This window comes from Mixta theicola, assembly GCF_002895925.1.
GTDB classification, from domain to species: Bacteria; Pseudomonadota; Gammaproteobacteria; order Enterobacterales; family Enterobacteriaceae; genus Mixta; species Mixta theicola.
The window spans coordinates 1-15,992 of the sequence record NZ_NWUO01000024.1; the positions used below are offsets into that span (position 1 = coordinate 1).

16 protein-coding genes and 1 riboswitch are annotated in these 15,992 nt (G+C 55.5%); of the genes, 9 read left to right on the forward strand and 7 right to left on the reverse strand.

Features of this window, described 5'->3' with window-relative positions:
* Positions 1-559 precede the first annotated feature (559 nt).
* Positions 560-2,149: a bifunctional phosphoribosylaminoimidazolecarboxamide formyltransferase/IMP cyclohydrolase gene (purH, locus tag COO59_RS19485; protein ID WP_103061346.1), complete on the forward strand. Its 1,590-nt coding sequence runs from the start codon at positions 560-562 to the stop codon at positions 2,147-2,149.
* 18 nt (positions 2,150-2,167) lie between these two features.
* Entirely contained in the window at positions 2,168-3,448 is a 1,281-nt protein-coding gene (purD, locus tag COO59_RS19490; RefSeq protein ID WP_103061347.1) for a phosphoribosylamine--glycine ligase, read from the forward strand.
* 48 nt (positions 3,449-3,496) lie between these two features.
* Here purD and COO59_RS19495 read toward each other — a convergent pair whose 3' ends face one another.
* The 6 genes from COO59_RS19495 to nudC form a co-directional block, all read right to left on the reverse strand.
* Complete coding sequence (locus COO59_RS19495; RefSeq protein WP_103061348.1) at positions 3,497-4,141, reverse strand: DUF1481 domain-containing protein; 645 nt, start codon at positions 4,139-4,141, stop codon at positions 3,497-3,499.
* Between the two features lie 85 nt (positions 4,142-4,226).
* A complete protein-coding gene (gene hupA / locus COO59_RS19500) occupies positions 4,227-4,499 on the reverse strand; it encodes a nucleoid-associated protein HU-alpha (RefSeq protein ID WP_085069581.1) in 273 nt (90 codons plus the stop codon).
* Positions 4,500-4,687: 188 nt separating this feature from the next.
* A complete protein-coding gene (locus COO59_RS19505; protein ID WP_103061349.1) occupies positions 4,688-5,278 on the reverse strand; it encodes a YjaG family protein in 591 nt (196 codons plus the stop codon).
* A gap of 62 nt (positions 5,279-5,340) precedes the next feature.
* The gene (nfi, locus tag COO59_RS19510; protein ID WP_103061350.1) at positions 5,341-6,006 is read right to left on the reverse strand and encodes a deoxyribonuclease V; all 666 of its coding nucleotides are present in this window, start codon (positions 6,004-6,006) and stop codon (positions 5,341-5,343) included.
* A gap of 2 nt (positions 6,007-6,008) precedes the next feature.
* Positions 6,009-7,076 (reverse strand): uroporphyrinogen decarboxylase, encoded by a 1,068-nt coding sequence (gene hemE / locus COO59_RS19515; RefSeq protein WP_103061368.1) that lies wholly within the window; start codon positions 7,074-7,076, stop codon positions 6,009-6,011.
* A gap of 91 nt (positions 7,077-7,167) precedes the next feature.
* Complete coding sequence (gene nudC, locus COO59_RS19520; RefSeq protein WP_103061351.1) at positions 7,168-7,941, reverse strand: NAD(+) diphosphatase; 774 nt, start codon at positions 7,939-7,941, stop codon at positions 7,168-7,170.
* A gap of 135 nt (positions 7,942-8,076) precedes the next feature.
* Here nudC and rsd point away from each other — a divergent pair, with 135 nt between their 5' ends.
* From rsd to thiH, 7 genes are all read left to right on the forward strand, one after another.
* On the forward strand, positions 8,077-8,583 hold the full coding sequence (gene rsd, locus COO59_RS19525; protein WP_103061352.1) for a sigma D regulator: 507 nt from the start codon (positions 8,077-8,079) through the stop codon (positions 8,581-8,583).
* Between the two features lie 253 nt (positions 8,584-8,836).
* Positions 8,837-8,936, forward strand: a riboswitch (TPP riboswitch).
* Positions 8,937-9,019: 83 nt separating this feature from the next.
* A complete protein-coding gene (gene thiC, locus COO59_RS19530) occupies positions 9,020-10,942 on the forward strand; it encodes a phosphomethylpyrimidine synthase ThiC (protein ID WP_103061353.1) in 1,923 nt (640 codons plus the stop codon).
* Positions 10,939-11,580 carry a thiamine phosphate synthase gene (gene thiE, locus COO59_RS19535; RefSeq protein ID WP_103061354.1) on the forward strand — a complete coding sequence of 214 codons (642 nt, stop codon included), beginning with the start codon at positions 10,939-10,941 and terminating at the stop codon, positions 11,578-11,580. Before thiC ends, thiE begins: the two co-directional genes overlap by 4 nt.
* Positions 11,573-12,322: a HesA/MoeB/ThiF family protein gene (locus COO59_RS19540; RefSeq protein WP_103061355.1), complete on the forward strand. Its 750-nt coding sequence runs from the start codon at positions 11,573-11,575 to the stop codon at positions 12,320-12,322. The genes thiE and COO59_RS19540 overlap by 8 nt, the downstream gene beginning before the upstream one ends.
* On the forward strand, positions 12,319-12,519 hold the full coding sequence (gene thiS / locus COO59_RS19545; protein ID WP_103061356.1) for a sulfur carrier protein ThiS: 201 nt from the start codon (positions 12,319-12,321) through the stop codon (positions 12,517-12,519). Before COO59_RS19540 ends, thiS begins: the two co-directional genes overlap by 4 nt.
* Position 12,520: 1 nt before the next feature.
* Entirely contained in the window at positions 12,521-13,297 is a 777-nt protein-coding gene (locus tag COO59_RS19550) for a thiazole synthase (protein WP_103061357.1), read from the forward strand.
* On the forward strand, positions 13,297-14,424 hold the full coding sequence (gene thiH, locus COO59_RS19555; protein ID WP_103061358.1) for a 2-iminoacetate synthase ThiH: 1,128 nt from the start codon (positions 13,297-13,299) through the stop codon (positions 14,422-14,424). The genes COO59_RS19550 and thiH overlap by 1 nt, the downstream gene beginning before the upstream one ends.
* Positions 14,425-14,610: 186 nt before the next feature.
* Here thiH and COO59_RS19560 read toward each other — a convergent pair whose 3' ends face one another.
* The gene (locus tag COO59_RS19560; protein WP_103061359.1) at positions 14,611-15,699 is read right to left on the reverse strand and encodes a DUF1176 domain-containing protein; all 1,089 of its coding nucleotides are present in this window, start codon (positions 15,697-15,699) and stop codon (positions 14,611-14,613) included.
* Positions 15,700-15,992: the final 293 nt, after the last annotated feature.

Sequence of the window (15,992 nt, forward strand, 5' to 3'; positions counted from 1 at the left end):
AACGTCGTAATGAATTACGTGTTCACTCTGAGACTTGATACTGCAATTAGTTTTGCGATATCCCGTCCGTGAGTGCCCACACAGATTGTCTGATAAATTGTTAAAGAGCGGTGCGACCGGCGTGTTGTGCCGTTGTCGCGAGGTGGCGTATATTACGCTTTCCTCTTTCAGAGTCAACCTCTTTTTCAGAAGTTTTTCTCCGGCGATTCAGTCTTTGCTGAACCGCTCAACACCGCGTGGCGTAAGCCGTTGTGCCGTGTCGATGGAGGCGCATTATAGGGAGTTCTCGGCAGCCTGCAACCGCTAAATTGCAAAAAAATGACTGTTTGCTGCAATCCTCAGCAAAAGCGCTGGTTATACGCAGTTATCCACAGAATTATGCACACAGCGCGGGGATTTTAATTTAAGCGAGCATCGCGCAAACGTTTTCGCTACAATGCCAGCCGACGTTAATAATGCCCCTGATGGGGCGTTACCTGAAGCTTACCTTTACAGAATGCCTGTTAAGCTTGATGTAACGCTCTTTACTTGCGAACCAAAGCCAAGGGATAAAACCACCATGCAACAACGTCGTCCTGTACGCCGCGCTCTGCTCAGCGTGTCTGATAAAGCCGGTATCGTCGAATTCGCTCAGGCTCTTGCTCAAAGAGGCGTAGAGCTACTCTCCACTGGCGGTACTGCTCGCCTGCTGGCTGATGCTGGCCTGCCGGTAACAGAAGTCTCTGACTACACCGGCTTCCCGGAAATGATGGACGGACGCGTTAAAACCCTGCATCCGAAAGTACACGGCGGCATTCTTGGACGTCGCGGTCAGGATGATGAGATTATGAGCCAACATCAGATCGATCCGATTGATATGGTTGTCGTTAATCTTTACCCCTTTGCTCAGACCGTCGCGCGCGAAGGCTGTACGCTGGAAGAGGCGGTAGAAAATATTGATATTGGCGGCCCGACCATGGTGCGCTCGGCGGCGAAGAACCATAAGGATGTGGCGATCGTAGTCAAAAGCAGTGACTATCAGGCGATTGTTGCCGAGCTGGACGCTAACGAAAATGCATTAACCTTTGCGACCCGCTTCGATCTCGCTATCAAGGCATTTGAACATACCGCCGCCTATGACAGCATGATCGCTAACTACTTCGGTAGCCTGGTGCCAGCCTATCATGGCGAGACCAGCACGCCTTCAGGCCGTTTCCCACGCACATTAAATCTGAACTTCATCAAAAAGCAGGATATGCGCTACGGCGAGAACAGCCACCAGCAGGCTGCTTTCTATATTGAAGAAGAAATTAAGGAAGCTTCCGTCGCTACTGCCCGGCAGCTGCAGGGCAAAGCGCTTTCTTACAATAATATTGCCGATACCGATGCCGCGCTGGAGTGCGTTAAAGAATTTAACGAGCCCGCCTGCGTTATCGTTAAGCATGCCAATCCTTGCGGCGTGGCGGTCAGCGACTCTCTGCTGGAAGCCTATGAGCGCGCGTTTAAAACCGATCCTACCTCTGCCTTCGGCGGCATTATCGCGTTTAACCGCGAACTGGATGAAGCCACCGCCCAGGCGATTATTAGCCGTCAGTTTGTTGAAGTAATTATTGCGCCTTCCGTCAGCGACGCGGCGCTGCAAATCACCGCGGCAAAACAGAACGTTCGCGTGCTGACCTGCGGCGCCTGGCAGCAGCGCGTCGGCGGTCTGGATTTCAAGCGCGTTAACGGCGGCCTGCTGGTACAGGATCGCGATTTGGGCATGGTGGACCGCAGCCAGCTGCGCGTGGTGTCTAAGCGTCAGCCTACGGAACAGGAGCTGCGTGATGCGCTGTTCTGCTGGAAAGTCGCTAAGTTTGTTAAATCCAACGCCATCGTTTATGCGCGCGATAATATGACCATCGGCATTGGCGCCGGTCAGATGAGCCGCGTCTATTCCGCTAAAATCGCCGGTATTAAAGCCGGTGATGAAGGGCTGGCAGTGAAAGGTTCCGCTATGGCCTCCGATGCTTTCTTCCCGTTCCGTGATGGCATCGATGCCGCCGCCGCCGTTGGCGTCAGCTGCGTTATCCAGCCGGGCGGCTCCATTCGCGATGATGAAGTGATTGCCGCCGCAGACGAACACGGCATTGCGATGATCTTTACCGATATGCGACATTTCCGCCATTAATCGCCTGGAGAGACATAAATGAATATCTTAATCATTGGTAACGGCGGCCGCGAACATGCGCTGGCATGGAAAACGGCCCAGTCTCCCCTGGCAGACCGCGTCTTTGTCGCGCCGGGCAATGCGGGCACCGCTCTGGAGCCTGCGCTGCAAAACGTGGATATTGCGGCAACCGATATTCCGGCTTTGCTGGCCTTCGCGCAGAGTGAAAAAATTGATTTAACCATCGTCGGTCCCGAAGCGCCGCTGGTAAAAGGCGTGGTCGATGCCTTCCGTAAAGCGGGTCTGAAAATCTTTGGCCCAACGAAAGCTGCCGCCCAGCTGGAAGGCTCTAAGGCTTTTACCAAGGATTTCCTGGCCCGTCACCATATTCCCACGGCGGAATACCGCAACTTTACCGACGTTGAGCTGGCGCTGCAGTATGTACACGCCAAAGGCGCCCCGATCGTCATTAAGGCGGACGGGCTGGCGGCCGGTAAAGGCGTTATCGTCGCCATGACGCTGGAAGAGGCCGAAGCCGCAGTACGCGATATGCTGGCGGGCAATGCCTTTGGCGATGCCGGGCACCGTATCGTAGTGGAAGAATTTCTTGATGGCGAAGAGGCCAGCTTTATCGTGATGGTGGATGGCGAGCATGTATTGCCAATGGCGACCAGTCAGGATCATAAACGCGTGGGCGATGGCGATACCGGTCCAAATACCGGCGGTATGGGCGCTTATTCCCCTGCTCCGGTCGTCACGGCAGAAATCCACCAGCGCGTAATGGATGAGGTTATCTGGCCAACGGTGCGCGGCATGGCTACAGAAGGCAACATCTATACCGGTTTCCTGTATGCCGGGCTGATGATTGACCAGGATGGTCAGCCGAAAGTTATCGAATTTAACTGCCGCTTTGGCGATCCAGAAACGCAGCCGATTATGCTGCGTCTGCAGTCAGACCTGGTTGAGCTTTGTCTGGCGGCCTGCGAAGGCAGGCTGGATGAAAAAGAGTCGCGATGGGATGAGCGTCCGGCGTTGGGCGTAGTGTTGGCGGCTGGCGGCTATCCTGGCGACTACCGCACCGGCGATGTGATTCATGGCCTGCCGCTGGAGGAAGTGACGGATGGCAAAATATTCCATGCCGGAACCCGCCTGGAGGATGATCGGGTAATGACCAACGGCGGACGCGTACTTTGCGTAACGGCGCTTGGCGCCGATGTCGCTGCGGCACAGCGTCGCGCCTATGAGCTGGCAACGCCTGTTTCATGGGATGGCAGTTTCTGCCGCCGCGATATTGGCTATCGCGCCATCGAACGTAAATAGTCTCCGCTGCGGTTCCGCCATTCCGGCGGGGCCGCCCTTCACGCCACGCTAGAAGTCGGCTTCCTGCGGCTCCCACTGGCAATCATCTTGCGTTGAAACGTCCAGCAGCTGCGTGCCCGCAGGCGCCTCCAGCCAGGCGACGCTGACTGCGGATCCCGTCTGATGCTGAAGCTGTTCTATTCTTTGCCATTCACTTTTATCCAGCGCTGGCTTGATCTGCTCGCCCTGGCAGGTTTGCAGCACGTCGTTGCCCTGCCAGCGTCCCTGTTTCAAGAGCACATGCCCGGCCAGCAGCGCATCGCTGATTTTCAACATTCGCTGCGCATCAAACTTATACAGTTCGATGGTTTGTTCACTGACCGCCTCACGTCGTCCCGCCAGCTGTCGTTGCATAAAGTTCAGGCCGCCATCGCCATCAAAACGCAACGTCACATTATCCGGCTGTGCGCCGTCAGGATGGCGTTCAATGCTGGTAAGATTGCCATCCAGCCAGCCATAGCGCGTAAAGACGGTGGCGCCGTTCTGAAACGGTTTAAAAACCACCAGCATATGCACGCTATGCTGATGATTCTTACGCCAGATGCGCACCGCGCCGCGATCGGCCAGATAGCCGCTGGCAGTAAAGTCGGGCAGCGATGGCGGCGAACTACATCCTGCCAGCAGTAACGTCAGAAGTGCGAATAGCCGCTTCATGATGCTCCGTGATCGCAACAGACGACATAAAAACGAAAGGGCGACAATAATTGCCGCCCTCGTTAAACCTTTCACTGCAACGCGATTACTTAACGGCGTCTTTCAGTGCTTTACCAGATACGAATGCCGGTACGTTAGCAGCAGCAATTTTGATTTCATTGCCGGTCTGCGGGTTGCGGCCAGTGCGCTCAGCACGGTGGTTAACTTTAAAAGTACCAAAACCAACCAGTTGTACAGCATCACCATCTTTCAGAGACTCGGTAATTGCAGCCAGGGTGGATTCCAGCGCAGCTTTAGCCTGGGACTTGGAGAGATCCGCTTTCTCTGCAATTACATCAATCAGTTGAGTCTTGTTCATAAGTTATCCTTACAGTGTATTTATCGCTTGCTAAGCATCGAGTGCGAGGGAATAGCCAGATTCTGACACTCTTCAGCCTGCACGCACCGATAGCCACATTTTTCAGCCCCCCAAATGTAGACCAGACAGGGGGCGGATGTGAAGCCTTTAGGCACGACAATTCAGGCGTGAAGTCACGTTTTATCGCGTTATTGCTCTATTTTTATACCAATGTTACTTATCGCCGCTTCCCGCAGGTCAGAACGCAGCCCTTTTATCAAATCCAGGTCCCGCTCTTCGCAGGCTGCCAGCAGGCGAAAAATCTCCCACTGCTCGTCCCATTCTTCTTCAATCGCCGGTAGCGCGCCCAGTTCTTCATCGGTCATTTCGCGGCCGGCCTGGGTCATTTCCAGCATCGCAACCGTGGTGATAGAGGTCTCGCTAACTTCAATAGCATGTTCCAGCGTTTCGCCACTCAGACGCGAATGCACCAGTTCGCTTAACGCGACGCAGGCATCAATCGCAGGATAAACACCATAAACATCGAAATCGTCTGCCAGCGGAATCGCCTCTTCCAGCTTTTCCAGCTGGCTGTCGAAATTGATTTTGGCATCCTTAACCGTCAGAGATTCCCAAATCAGATCGAGAATACGTCGATAAAGCTGCGCATCAGCAAACTGCGTCTGCTGACAAAAAGCCCAGTAGTTAGGATAGAGGCGCTCGCACAGGCAGGCCATAAAGGTGACGTGCTGCCAGCTTTCCAGCTTTTCGAGGCGCAGATGGATGGGGTTACGTAACATGATAAGGTCTCTTTAGCATCATTCTGGCGGCAGTGTAGCGCAAAAGAAACCTTCCGGCACGGCTAACCCTCCTGCCAGCGTAGAAAGGCCGTACGTTCTGATGCCACCGCGTCAGCCCAGCGCGTCGGCTCCGGCAGACGGTAGCCAGCCATACAGTTTTGCACCCACTGCAATGCGGTATCGATGCTTACGCGATGGCCGGTCGAAACAAACAGCGGGTTACAGCGTTTTTTACTGCGCCAAACCCAGCCGATCTTCTCGCCTTTATCCATCAGCGGCTGCTGCGAGCCCGGCTCCTCATCCAGCGGCTCAAAGCGCCCGCACAGACGGCGTTTTGCCACCCCGATAGTCGGTACATCCACCAGCATGCCAAAGTGACTGGCTACGCCAAGCCGCCGTGGATGAGAAATGCCATGACCATCAACAAACAGCAGATCGGGTTTCTGCTCCAGCAGCTCCCATGCTGCCAGCAGCGCAGGATATTCACGGAAAGAAAGGAAGCCTGGGATATAAGGCATGATGGTGGCGATGCGCGCCACCTTATATTCGATAAGCTTTAGCGAAGGATATTCCAGTATGATCATGGCAGCGCGCGTTACGTCGCCGCCCTGTTCGAACCCAACGTCCGCGCCGCCAATCAGGCGCGGCGGCATCACATCGAAATCATCATGACGCACCACTTCCGCGGCGCGCTGTAGCTGTTCGGCTCGTAATGCCTGTATATCCATATCTACTCCTTGTGATAAGGACGTGACAGCCGATGTACCGCCTCCACAAATGCGCCTGCATGTTCAGGCGGCACATCCTGATGGATGCCATGTCCTAAATTAAATACGTGCCCGTTACCCTCGCCAAACCCAGCAAGGATAGTCGCCACTTCCTGCTCAATACGCGCAGGCGATGCATAAAGCATAGACGGATCCATATTGCCCTGCAGCGCGACTTTATTCCCTACGCGACGACGCGCGTCGGCAATATCAATGGTCCAGTCCAGTCCCAGCGCATCACAGCCGGTGGCGGCCATCGCTTCCAGCCATTGACCGCCGCCCTTGGTAAACAGGGTCACCGGCACGCGACGTCCCTCGTTTTCACGGATCAGGCCGTCAACAATCTTATGCATGTAGCGCAGCGAAAATTCCTGATAATCAGCCCCGGTCAACACGCCGCCCCAGGAATCAAAAATCATCACCGACTGCGCGCCAGCACGAATCTGCGCATTAAGATAGAGCGTGACGCTATCCGCCAGCTTATCCAGCATGGCATGCAGCGTTGCCGGTTCGGCATACATCATTTTTTTAATTTTGGTAAAGGCTTTGCTGCTGCCGCCTTCCACCATATAGGTTGCCAGCGTCCACGGGCTGCCGGAGAAGCCAATCAGCGGCACTGCGCCCTGCAAATTTTTGCGGATGGTGCGTACCGCATTCATCACATAGCCCAGTTCCTGTTCCGGATCGGGCACCGGCAGTTTATCCACATCGGCACGACAGGTAATCGGGGATGAAAAGCGCGGGCCTTCGCCAGCTTCAAAAAACAGCCCTAATCCCATCGCATCCGGAATGGTTAAGATGTCAGAAAAGAGAATCGCCGCATCCAGAGGATAGCGACGCAGCGGCTGCAGTGTCACTTCACAGGCCAGCTCGGCATTCTTGCACAGCGACATAAAATCGCCAGCCTGCGCGCGCGTGGCTTTGTATTCCGGCAGATAGCGTCCAGCCTGACGCATCATCCATACCGGCGTCACATCTACCGGCTGGCGTAACAGGGCACGCAGGTAACGATCGTTCTTTAATTCGCTCATCATAAGGCTCTCTCAAATACAGGCGCCTAGTGTAGCAGTTATTATCACCGGTTAAGCAAGTTTGCCGCGGTGCGACGATCCAGTGCCAGCCCTACTCATCCGCCGCGCGACACAGCGCTACCGTATCCTCAATCAGGCGACGGGCGACGGTGCCAGCCGGCGGCAGCTGTGGTAGAGCGTCATAACGAAACCAGCCGGCATCGATCAGCTCGTTATTATCAATTTGCAGTTCGCCGCTATCATATTCCGCCATAAACGCCATCATCAGCGAATGGGGAAAAGGCCATGGCTGAGAACTTACGTAGCGCAGATTTTTTACCCGTACGCTGCTCTCTTCCATGACTTCGCGCGCCACCGCCTGCTCCAGCGTTTCGCCAACCTCAACGAATCCCGCCAGCACGGTATAGATGCTGTTGCGATGGCGGGCATGCTGCGCCAGTAAAATTTTATCGTCACACCGGATGGCGACAATAATGCAGGGAGCGATCTGCGGATAGTAACGCTGACGGCAATGGCCGCAGAGACAGGCGTTTTCACGGTTGCTGAGATACATTTCATGGCCGCAATAGCCGCAATAGCGATGCGAGCGGATAAATTCAGCCAGTTGTACGCCACGGCCGGCCAGCTGAAACAGCCCGCTATCAATATCGATGATTTGCCGTACCGATCCCATGCCATCGCTGCGATCCTCGCGGATCAGCCATACCGGCTCGCCCTGCCATTCGCCGATGATCGCGCCCTGCGATCCAACCAGGCCAATGTTTTCTGCCGTACCGTGCGGTAATTCACCCTTCGGCAACCAAATTTTCTGTTCATGGCTGACAACCCACCAGCCCGCATCTACGCTTTTGATCTCACATTCCATAAAAGGGTTATCCTTTGCTTCAGCGCTTTTGTGACTGGGGCCGTAATTATTCTTAAAAGTGGAACGGTTACGGGACACAGCCTTCGTACTGATGTTAAGTATATAGCGGTAAGACTATAACTCACGGAGACAGATATGCTTAACCAGTTAGACGTTCTGACCGAGCGCGTAGGTGGCAGTAATGAACTGGTAGACTTTTGGCTCAATGCGCGCAGGCAACTGTTGATTGCTTATTATCAGGTTGTTGGTATCAAACCGAATAAAGAGTCTTTGACCGCCCTGGATGACAAGGCGCTCGACAATTTTTGTCAGAACCTGGTGGATTATCTTTCTACCGGCCATTTCAACGTTTATGAACGTATTATTGAAGAGATGACCGGCGACAGCCCGTTGCTGATAGCGGCACAAATCTATCCCGCGCTGCAGGGCAATACCGAAAAAATCATGCAGCTTTATGATACCCATCTGGAAGCGGCTATCGATCAGGATAATTGTCTGGAATTTCAGCAGGCGCTGTCTGAAGTGGGCGAAGCGCTGGAAGCGCGCTTTACGCTGGAAGATACGCTGATCCAGCTGGCCTTTGAGAACAATTTAGCTGCGCTGGCTGCGGCTAACGATCAGGCGATAGCCCGCCCGGCGTAATCGTTAACAGTTTTTTCTACCCTAAATGATTCGCGTTGCAGGCAGGCGGCGACGCAGTAAATCCCCAGGAGCTTACAGCAGTAAGTGACTGGGGTGAGCGAGGAAAGCCAACGTACCGGCAGCGTGAAGTATGACGGGTATATAATTCCTTGTAGTTTTGCCAACGCCTCTTTATGCTGAAGGGGCTTTTTTATGACCTTGCCGCAGCATAACGCGCGTAAGGTGCCGCTTGCAGCCCGTCTGCAGCGCGTTTTTCTTCTTGTCGGAGTGCCTTTTAGGCTGAGACCGTTAATTCGGGATCCGCGGAACCTGATCAGGTTAGTACCTGCGAAGGGAACAAGAGTACACATCTTTTACGTCGTCAGCGGCTGCTGGCTGCGTGCTGTTACTCCTGCCGAACTCCGGACAAGCAACATTCCTTATTCCGGAGATTGCTATGTCTGATAAACCTAACCGTCGTGAACAGCGCGCCCAGGCGCAACAATTTATTGCTTCTCTACAGGGAACCGCGTTTCCCAACTCAAAGCGAATCTGGATCGACGGCAGTCGCCCCGATATTCGCGTGCCAATGCGGGAAATCCAGCTTAGCCCGACGCTAACCGGCGGCGATAAAACCTCGCCGGTCTATGAAGCCAACGAGCCGGTGCCGGTTTACGATACGGCGGGCCCGTACGGCGATCCCGAAGCGACAATCGATGTGCATCAGGGGCTGCCGCGCCTGCGCAGCGTCTGGATTGAACAACGCGCTGATACCGAGCAGACGCAGCTTAGCTCCAGCTATAGCCAGCTGCGCCTGAAAGATGAAGGGCTCGATCATTTGCGCTTTGATAACCTGCCGCGCCCGCGCCGCGCGCAAACAGGCCGCCGCGTCACTCAGCTGCACTATGCCCGTCAGGGAGTGATCACGCCGGAAATGGAATTTATCGCCCTGCGGGAAAATATGGGCCGCGAGCGTATTCGCAGCGAAGTTCTGCGCCAGCAGCATCCCGGCCACGGTTTTGGCGCTCAGCTGCCGGAGAACATTACCCCCGAATTTGTGCGTCAGGAAGTGGCCGCTGGCCGCGCGATTATTCCTGCCAATATCAACCATCCCGAAGCTGAGCCGATGATTATTGGCCGTAATTTTCTGGTGAAGGTAAATGCCAACATCGGCAACTCTGCCGTCAGCTCCTCGATTGAAGAAGAGGTAGAAAAGCTGGTCTGGGCCACCCGCTGGGGTGCTGATACCGTGATGGATCTCTCTACCGGACGTTATATCCATGAAACACGCGAGTGGATCTTGCGTAACAGCCCGGTGCCGATTGGTACAGTTCCCATTTACCAGGCGCTGGAAAAAGTCAACGGCATTGCAGAGAACCTGACCTGGGAACTGTTCCGCGATACGCTGCTGGAGCAGGCGGAACAGGGCGTGGACTATTTTACCATCCACGCCGGGGTGCTGCTGCGCTACGTGCCGATGACGGCGAAGCGTCTGACCGGCATCGTTTCCCGCGGCGGCTCGATTATGGCCAAGTGGTGCCTCTCCCATCATCAGGAAAGTTTCCTGTATCAACACTTCCGCGAAATCTGCGAAATCTGCGCCGCCTATGATATTTCCCTGTCGCTGGGCGATGGGCTACGCCCCGGCTCGATTCAGGATGCCAATGATGAAGCGCAGTTTGCCGAACTGCATACGCTGGGCGAGCTGACCAAAATTGCCTGGGAATATGACGTTCAGGTCATGATTGAAGGGCCGGGACATGTGCCTATGCAGATGATCCGACGCAATATGACCGAGCAGCTGGAGCACTGTCACGAGGCGCCTTTTTACACGCTCGGCCCGTTGACTACCGATATTGCGCCCGGCTATGACCATTTCACCTCCGGCATTGGCGCCGCGATGATTGGCTGGTTCGGCTGTGCGATGCTTTGCTACGTCACACCGAAAGAGCATCTGGGCCTGCCTAATAAAGAAGATGTTAAGCAAGGCCTGATTACCTATAAGATCGCCGCACACGCCGCCGATCTGGCAAAAGGCCATCCCGGCGCGCAGATCCGCGATAATGCCATGTCAAAAGCCCGCTTTGAATTCCGCTGGGAAGATCAGTTTAATCTCGCGCTCGATCCGCATACCGCCCGCGCTTACCACGATGAAACGCTGCCGCAGGAATCGGGTAAAGTGGCGCACTTCTGTTCAATGTGCGGCCCGAAATTCTGCTCAATGAAAATTACGCAGGAAGTGCGCGACTATGCAGCGAAACAGCAGGCCGAGGCACAGCCGGTTGAGATTGGCATGGCTGAAATGTCGCAGGCGTTTCGTCAGCGTGGGGGCGAGCTCTATCATCCCACCGATGCGCTAAATTCGGAGGAAAAAGCATGAGTCAGCCTTTCCCCGCTACCGCCCACAGGCTTGGCCTGTATGCCGTTGTCGATAGCCTGGAATGGATAACGCGCCTGCTGGATGCGGGCGTACGTACCTTGCAGCTACGCATCAAAGACAAGCCTGCCGCCGAAGTGGAGCCGATTATTCAACAAGCTATCGCACTGAGCAAAGCCTGCCAGGCGCGCCTGTTTATTAATGATTACTGGCAGCTGGCGATTAAACATCACGCCTATGGCGTTCATTTGGGGCAGGAAGATCTGGCGGTGGCCGATTTGGCAGCGATTCAGCGCGCTGGCCTGCGGCTCGGTATTTCCACGCATGACGATAATGAAATCGATCGGGCGCTGGCCGTTAAGCCCTCCTATATCGCGCTGGGCCATATTTTCCCGACGCAAACCAAAGTAATGCCCTCCTCGCCACAGGGCCTGGAACAGCTGAAGCGCCATCTGGCACGTTTGGGAAATATGCCTACCGTGGCCATTGGCGGTATTAGCCTTGAACGTGCGCCGGCAGTCCTGGCCTGTGGCGTGGGCAGCATCGCGGTGGTAAGCGCTATTACGCAGGCCGCCGACTGGCGCGGCGCAACCCAGGCATTGCTGGCGCTGGCCGGTACGGGAGAAGAGGGTCATGATTAGCGATCGCGATTTCCTGCGTTACAGCCGCCAGCTGCTGTTGGAAGAATTTGGTGTGACGGGGCAACAGAAGCTACAGCACGCCAGCGTATTAATTGTCGGCCTTGGCGGCCTTGGCTCACCTGCCGCGCTGTGGCTGGCGGCCGCTGGCGTCGGCAAGCTGCTGCTGGCTGATAACGATACCTTGCATATCAGCAACTTACAGCGCCAGATTCTATATCGCAGCGCGGACTGCGGGAAAGCGAAAGCGCAGCTGGCCCAGAATCAACTGCAATCCCTTAATCCGCAGGTAGAAATTATCGCTCTGCAGGAAAGAGTGGATGAAGAGCGGCTGAGGCAGCTGGTTCCACAGGTGAGTCTGGTGCTGGACTGTAGCGATAATATGACAACCCGCCACGCGATTAATAGTGCCTGCGTCGCTGCTGACACGCCGCTGATTAGCGGAAGCGCCGTTGGCTTCAGCGGGCAACTATTGGTTATCTCACCGCCCTGGCGACATGGCTGTTACCGCTGCCTTTGGCCAGACAACAGCGAACCCCAGCGTAACTGCCGTACCGCCGGCGTGCTTGGCCCGGTTGTTGGCACTATCGGAACGTTACAGGCGCTTGAGGCGCTAAAAATGCTGGCTGGCCTACCCTCCGCGCTTGATGGACAGCTGCGTCTGTTTGATGGCCGTCAGCAAACCTGGCGCACGCTGACTCTGGCTCCCGATCCGCACTGCCCGGTCTGCGGAGGCGGTAAATGAATATCCTGGTGAATGATGAAACGCTGACGCTGGAAGCTCCGCTCACTCTGGATCGACTGCTGGATAAGCTGGATTGTCAGCCCGCAGGCACCGCGCTGGCGGTTAATCAGCAGATAATACCGCACGGCAGCTGGTCACAGCATGCATTATGCGAAGGCGATGTGGTGGTGATTTTTCAGGCAATTGCCGGAGGCTGATATGTTACAGATAGCAGATAAACAATTTTCTTCGCGCCTGTTTACCGGCACCGGCAAATTCGCCACGCCCGCGCTGATGCTTGAGGCGATTCGCGCTTCTGGCTCGCAGCTGGTCACTATGGCGATGAAACGTCTCGACTTACGCGGCGGCAATGATGGCATTCTTGCGCCGCTGCAGGCGCTGGGCGTACAGCTGTTACCAAATACGTCCGGGGCAAAAACGGCAGAGGAAGCAATATTTGCCGCCCGTCTGGCGCGTGAAGCGCTTGGCACCCACTGGCTGAAGCTGGAAATCCATCCCGATGCGCGTTATCTGCTGCCGGATGCGGTTGAAACGCTGAAGGCGGCACAGCAGCTGGTCAGAGAAGGCTTTACCGTGCTGCCCTATTGCAGCGCCGATCCGGTGTTATGCAAACGGCTGGAAGAGGCGGGATGCGCCGCCGTTATGCCGCTGGGTGCGCCCATCGGCAGCAATCAGGGGTTAAAAACCCGCGATCTGCTGGCCATTATCATTGAACAGGCGAAAGTGCCGGTAGTGATTGATGCCGGTATCGGCGCGCCCAGTCACGCCAGCGAAGCGCTGGAAATGGGCGCGGACGCGGTATTGGTGAATACGGCGATTGCCGTCGCCCGGCGCCCAGTAGAAATGGCGCGGGCATTTCGCCTTGCCGTTGAAGCGGGCCGCATCGCCCACCATAGCGGCCTCGGCGCCAGCCAGCTGCAGGCGGCGCCGTCCAGCCCGCTCACCGCTTTTCTCAGCCAGTCGGAGGATGCCTGATGAAAGACTTTATCGAACGCTGGCGGCAGCTGGACTGGGATGACATTCGTCTGCGTATCCACAGCAAAACCGCCGCCGATGTGCTGCAGGCGCTTAACGCATCTCGTCCGGATCGTGAAGATCTTATGGCATTGCTCTCTCCGGCGGCGGCGGCTTTTCTTGAACCGATGGCGCAGAAGGCTCAGCGCCTGACGCGTCAGCGCTTCGGCAATACGGTAAGTTTTTACGTGCCGCTTTACCTTTCGAATCTGTGCGCTAACGACTGTACCTACTGCGGTTTCTCTATGAGCAACCGCATTAAGCGCAAAACGCTCGATGCAGAAGAGATCGAGCGCGAATGCCAGGCGATCCGCGCGATGGGCTTTGATCACCTGCTGTTGGTCACCGGCGAACATCAGACAAAAGTTGGGATTGAGTACTTCCACCAGCATCTGCCTAAGATCCGGCAGCATTTTAGTTCGCTGATGATGGAGGTGCAGCCGCTGTCGGAAGCGGAATATGTGGGATTAAAGCGTATCGGACTGGACGGCGTGCTGGTTTATCAGGAAACCTACCAGCCGAAAATTTATCAGCAGCACCATCTGAAAGGAAATAAGCAGGACTTTTTCTTTCGGCTGGAAACGCCGGATCGCCTGGGCCGCGCCGGGATCGATAAGATCGGCCTCGGTGCGCTGATCGGCCTTTCCGACAGCTGGCGTACGGACTGTTTTATGCTGGCGGAGCATCTGCTATGGTTACAGCAAACTTACTGGCAGAGCCGCTATTCCGTCTCCTTCCCGCGCCTGCGCCCCTGTGCTGGCGGCATTGAACCCGCATCAATCATGAGTGAAGCCCAGCTGGTGCAAACCATTTGCGCTTTCCGCCTGTTTGCGCCGGAAACAGAGCTATCCCTGTCAACGCGTGAATCGCCTGCGTTTCGCGATCGCGTCGTGCCGCTGGCGATTAACAGCATTAGCGCTTTTTCCAAAACGCAGCCCGGCGGCTATGCCGAAAATAATCCGCAGCTGGAACAGTTTTCGCCAGACGATCACCGCACGCCGCAGGAAGTCGCGGCTGCGCTCACGCAGGCGGGATTACAACCGGTATGGAAAGACTGGGATAGCTGGCTGGGACGTACGCCGCAATAAAGGGTAACAGAAGTAACGTTGCAGATTTTTTTTAAAAGCCGTTATCCACAGCTGAACAGGTGCGCTTTGCCTTATCTGCGGTACGATTTACAGTCGTTACGTCAGGCAATAACGCACTGACCAGGGTCAGCCTTTTATTCACTCTGCTGACCCTGCCCTTCCACAACAGGCGATTAGGCGCGGCAGCTACCTGCTGTTTTCATTATCTGTATAGCCTGGCGTCGCCCATACTGAAGGCCAGTCTCCCGGTTCGCCACCATCGCAGCCAGGCTGACTGTTATAGCTCATCAAATGGAACATGCTGCCGTCATAACGCCAGGTTGCGCTTTCACCACAGTCGGCAATGCCGCGACCACGCGCTGCCTGGAACAGTTGTCCGCTTTGCGGATCGTAGCTGGCCTCGGTGAACCAGCTTATGCTATCAGGCTTGTCTTCATCATTGTGCAACGGTAACGGCAGCACCAGCTGCTGCGCCTTTTCAGGCGCGGCGCGCGGCGTAATAAACAACAAGCTGGAGGACTGATAAGCCCCCATGCCGCAGTTAATCATTACCAAAGCATGCTGCGCATCCAGCGGTTGCGCCTCGCTGCGTGCAATATCTTCTTCAGCGGGTTCGCACTCTTCCTGCTCTAGCACCGGCTGCTGGCTGGCGATAACTTTTTTAAGCAGCGCCTGGGCATTATCCAGCGGCACAACGGGCGGTACTGGCGGCAGCGACGGGGCGACAGTGGCGCGCGGCGGTACGCTGGCGGCCAGCCCACTGCCGGTTTTAAACAGCGCCGTTTGATTACCAAGACGCCCCTGACGCTCATCCACAAACAGCAGCGCCGCATTCAGGCCGCTTAAGGAGCCGGTAATCTCGTTATCGGACGTCAGGGAAACGGTCGTGGCATTTTTAGCCGTCGCCACCAGCGCCTGAATATCGCTTAAGCTGTCGCTGTGTGCACTGGCATAATCATTATTCGCGTCGGCATCTGACAGTGTTATGGCGTGATCCCAGCGTTTTTCATCCAGCCAGACGCCCTCCGCTTTCGAGGCATCAAAGCTCATAATATCCAGCGTGGCTGTACCTGTGGGCCCCGCCTGGTGACGAATAACGATGCGCATATTTTCATCCACGTTACGGATGTCGCAGTCGTTGAGGTTGTTGCAGGTGACCTGCCACCCTTTAAAAAAGCGCTGTACCGGCTCTCCCGACGGCTCAGCGGCGGCCATCGCGACGGTCTGCCAGCCGAACAGCACTGATAGCAGCAGAGCCTTGCCAGATAGGTTCATGCCTGGGTCCCTTTATATGCAGTAAACAAATATAAAAGCGCGTTTAATGCCCGCGCCCGGCGTCGGCAAAGTTTAGCAGTTAACCTGGCTGGGCTTTGCAGCAGGATAATAGCCGATTGTATGCGTATTCTTTATGACTATTCGCACTGTTGCTTCGCTACCTGCTTAATCAGTTGGTCCAGGCTGCCTGCCTCGCCATGATGCGCTCACTCTTTACTTATTTTTCCGCTGTTATTACCAATTTCGCTAATTTTTTCTGGAAAAAATGCGGATAAAGTGAGCAAAGGAGAAAT

Bases quoted from the DNA above. Each gene is read 5' to 3' on its own strand.
- purH (WP_103061346.1), top strand. From the start codon at position 560: ATGCAACAACGTCGTCCTGTACGCCGCGCTCTGCTCAGCGTGTCTGAT.
- purD (WP_103061347.1), top strand. From the start codon at position 2,168: ATGAATATCTTAATCATTGGTAACGGCGGCCGCGAACATGCGCTGGCA.
- COO59_RS19495 (WP_103061348.1), bottom strand. From the start codon at position 4,141: ATGAAGCGGCTATTCGCACTTCTGACGTTACTGCTGGCAGGATGTAGT.
- hupA (WP_085069581.1), bottom strand. From the start codon at position 4,499: ATGAACAAGACTCAACTGATTGATGTAATTGCAGAGAAAGCGGATCTC.
- COO59_RS19505 (WP_103061349.1), bottom strand. From the start codon at position 5,278: ATGTTACGTAACCCCATCCATCTGCGCCTCGAAAAGCTGGAAAGCTGG.
- nfi (WP_103061350.1), bottom strand. From the start codon at position 6,006: ATGGATATACAGGCATTACGAGCCGAACAGCTACAGCGCGCCGCGGAA.
- hemE (WP_103061368.1), bottom strand. From the start codon at position 7,076: ATGAGCGAATTAAAGAACGATCGTTACCTGCGTGCCCTGTTACGCCAG.
- nudC (WP_103061351.1), bottom strand. From the start codon at position 7,941: ATGGAATGTGAGATCAAAAGCGTAGATGCGGGCTGGTGGGTTGTCAGC.
- rsd (WP_103061352.1), top strand. From the start codon at position 8,077: ATGCTTAACCAGTTAGACGTTCTGACCGAGCGCGTAGGTGGCAGTAAT.
- thiC (WP_103061353.1), top strand. From the start codon at position 9,020: ATGTCTGATAAACCTAACCGTCGTGAACAGCGCGCCCAGGCGCAACAA.
- thiE (WP_103061354.1), top strand. From the start codon at position 10,939: ATGAGTCAGCCTTTCCCCGCTACCGCCCACAGGCTTGGCCTGTATGCC.
- COO59_RS19540 (WP_103061355.1), top strand. From the start codon at position 11,573: ATGATTAGCGATCGCGATTTCCTGCGTTACAGCCGCCAGCTGCTGTTG.
- thiS (WP_103061356.1), top strand. From the start codon at position 12,319: ATGAATATCCTGGTGAATGATGAAACGCTGACGCTGGAAGCTCCGCTC.
- COO59_RS19550 (WP_103061357.1), top strand. From the start codon at position 12,521: ATGTTACAGATAGCAGATAAACAATTTTCTTCGCGCCTGTTTACCGGC.
- thiH (WP_103061358.1), top strand. From the start codon at position 13,297: ATGAAAGACTTTATCGAACGCTGGCGGCAGCTGGACTGGGATGACATT.
- COO59_RS19560 (WP_103061359.1), bottom strand. From the start codon at position 15,699: ATGAACCTATCTGGCAAGGCTCTGCTGCTATCAGTGCTGTTCGGCTGG.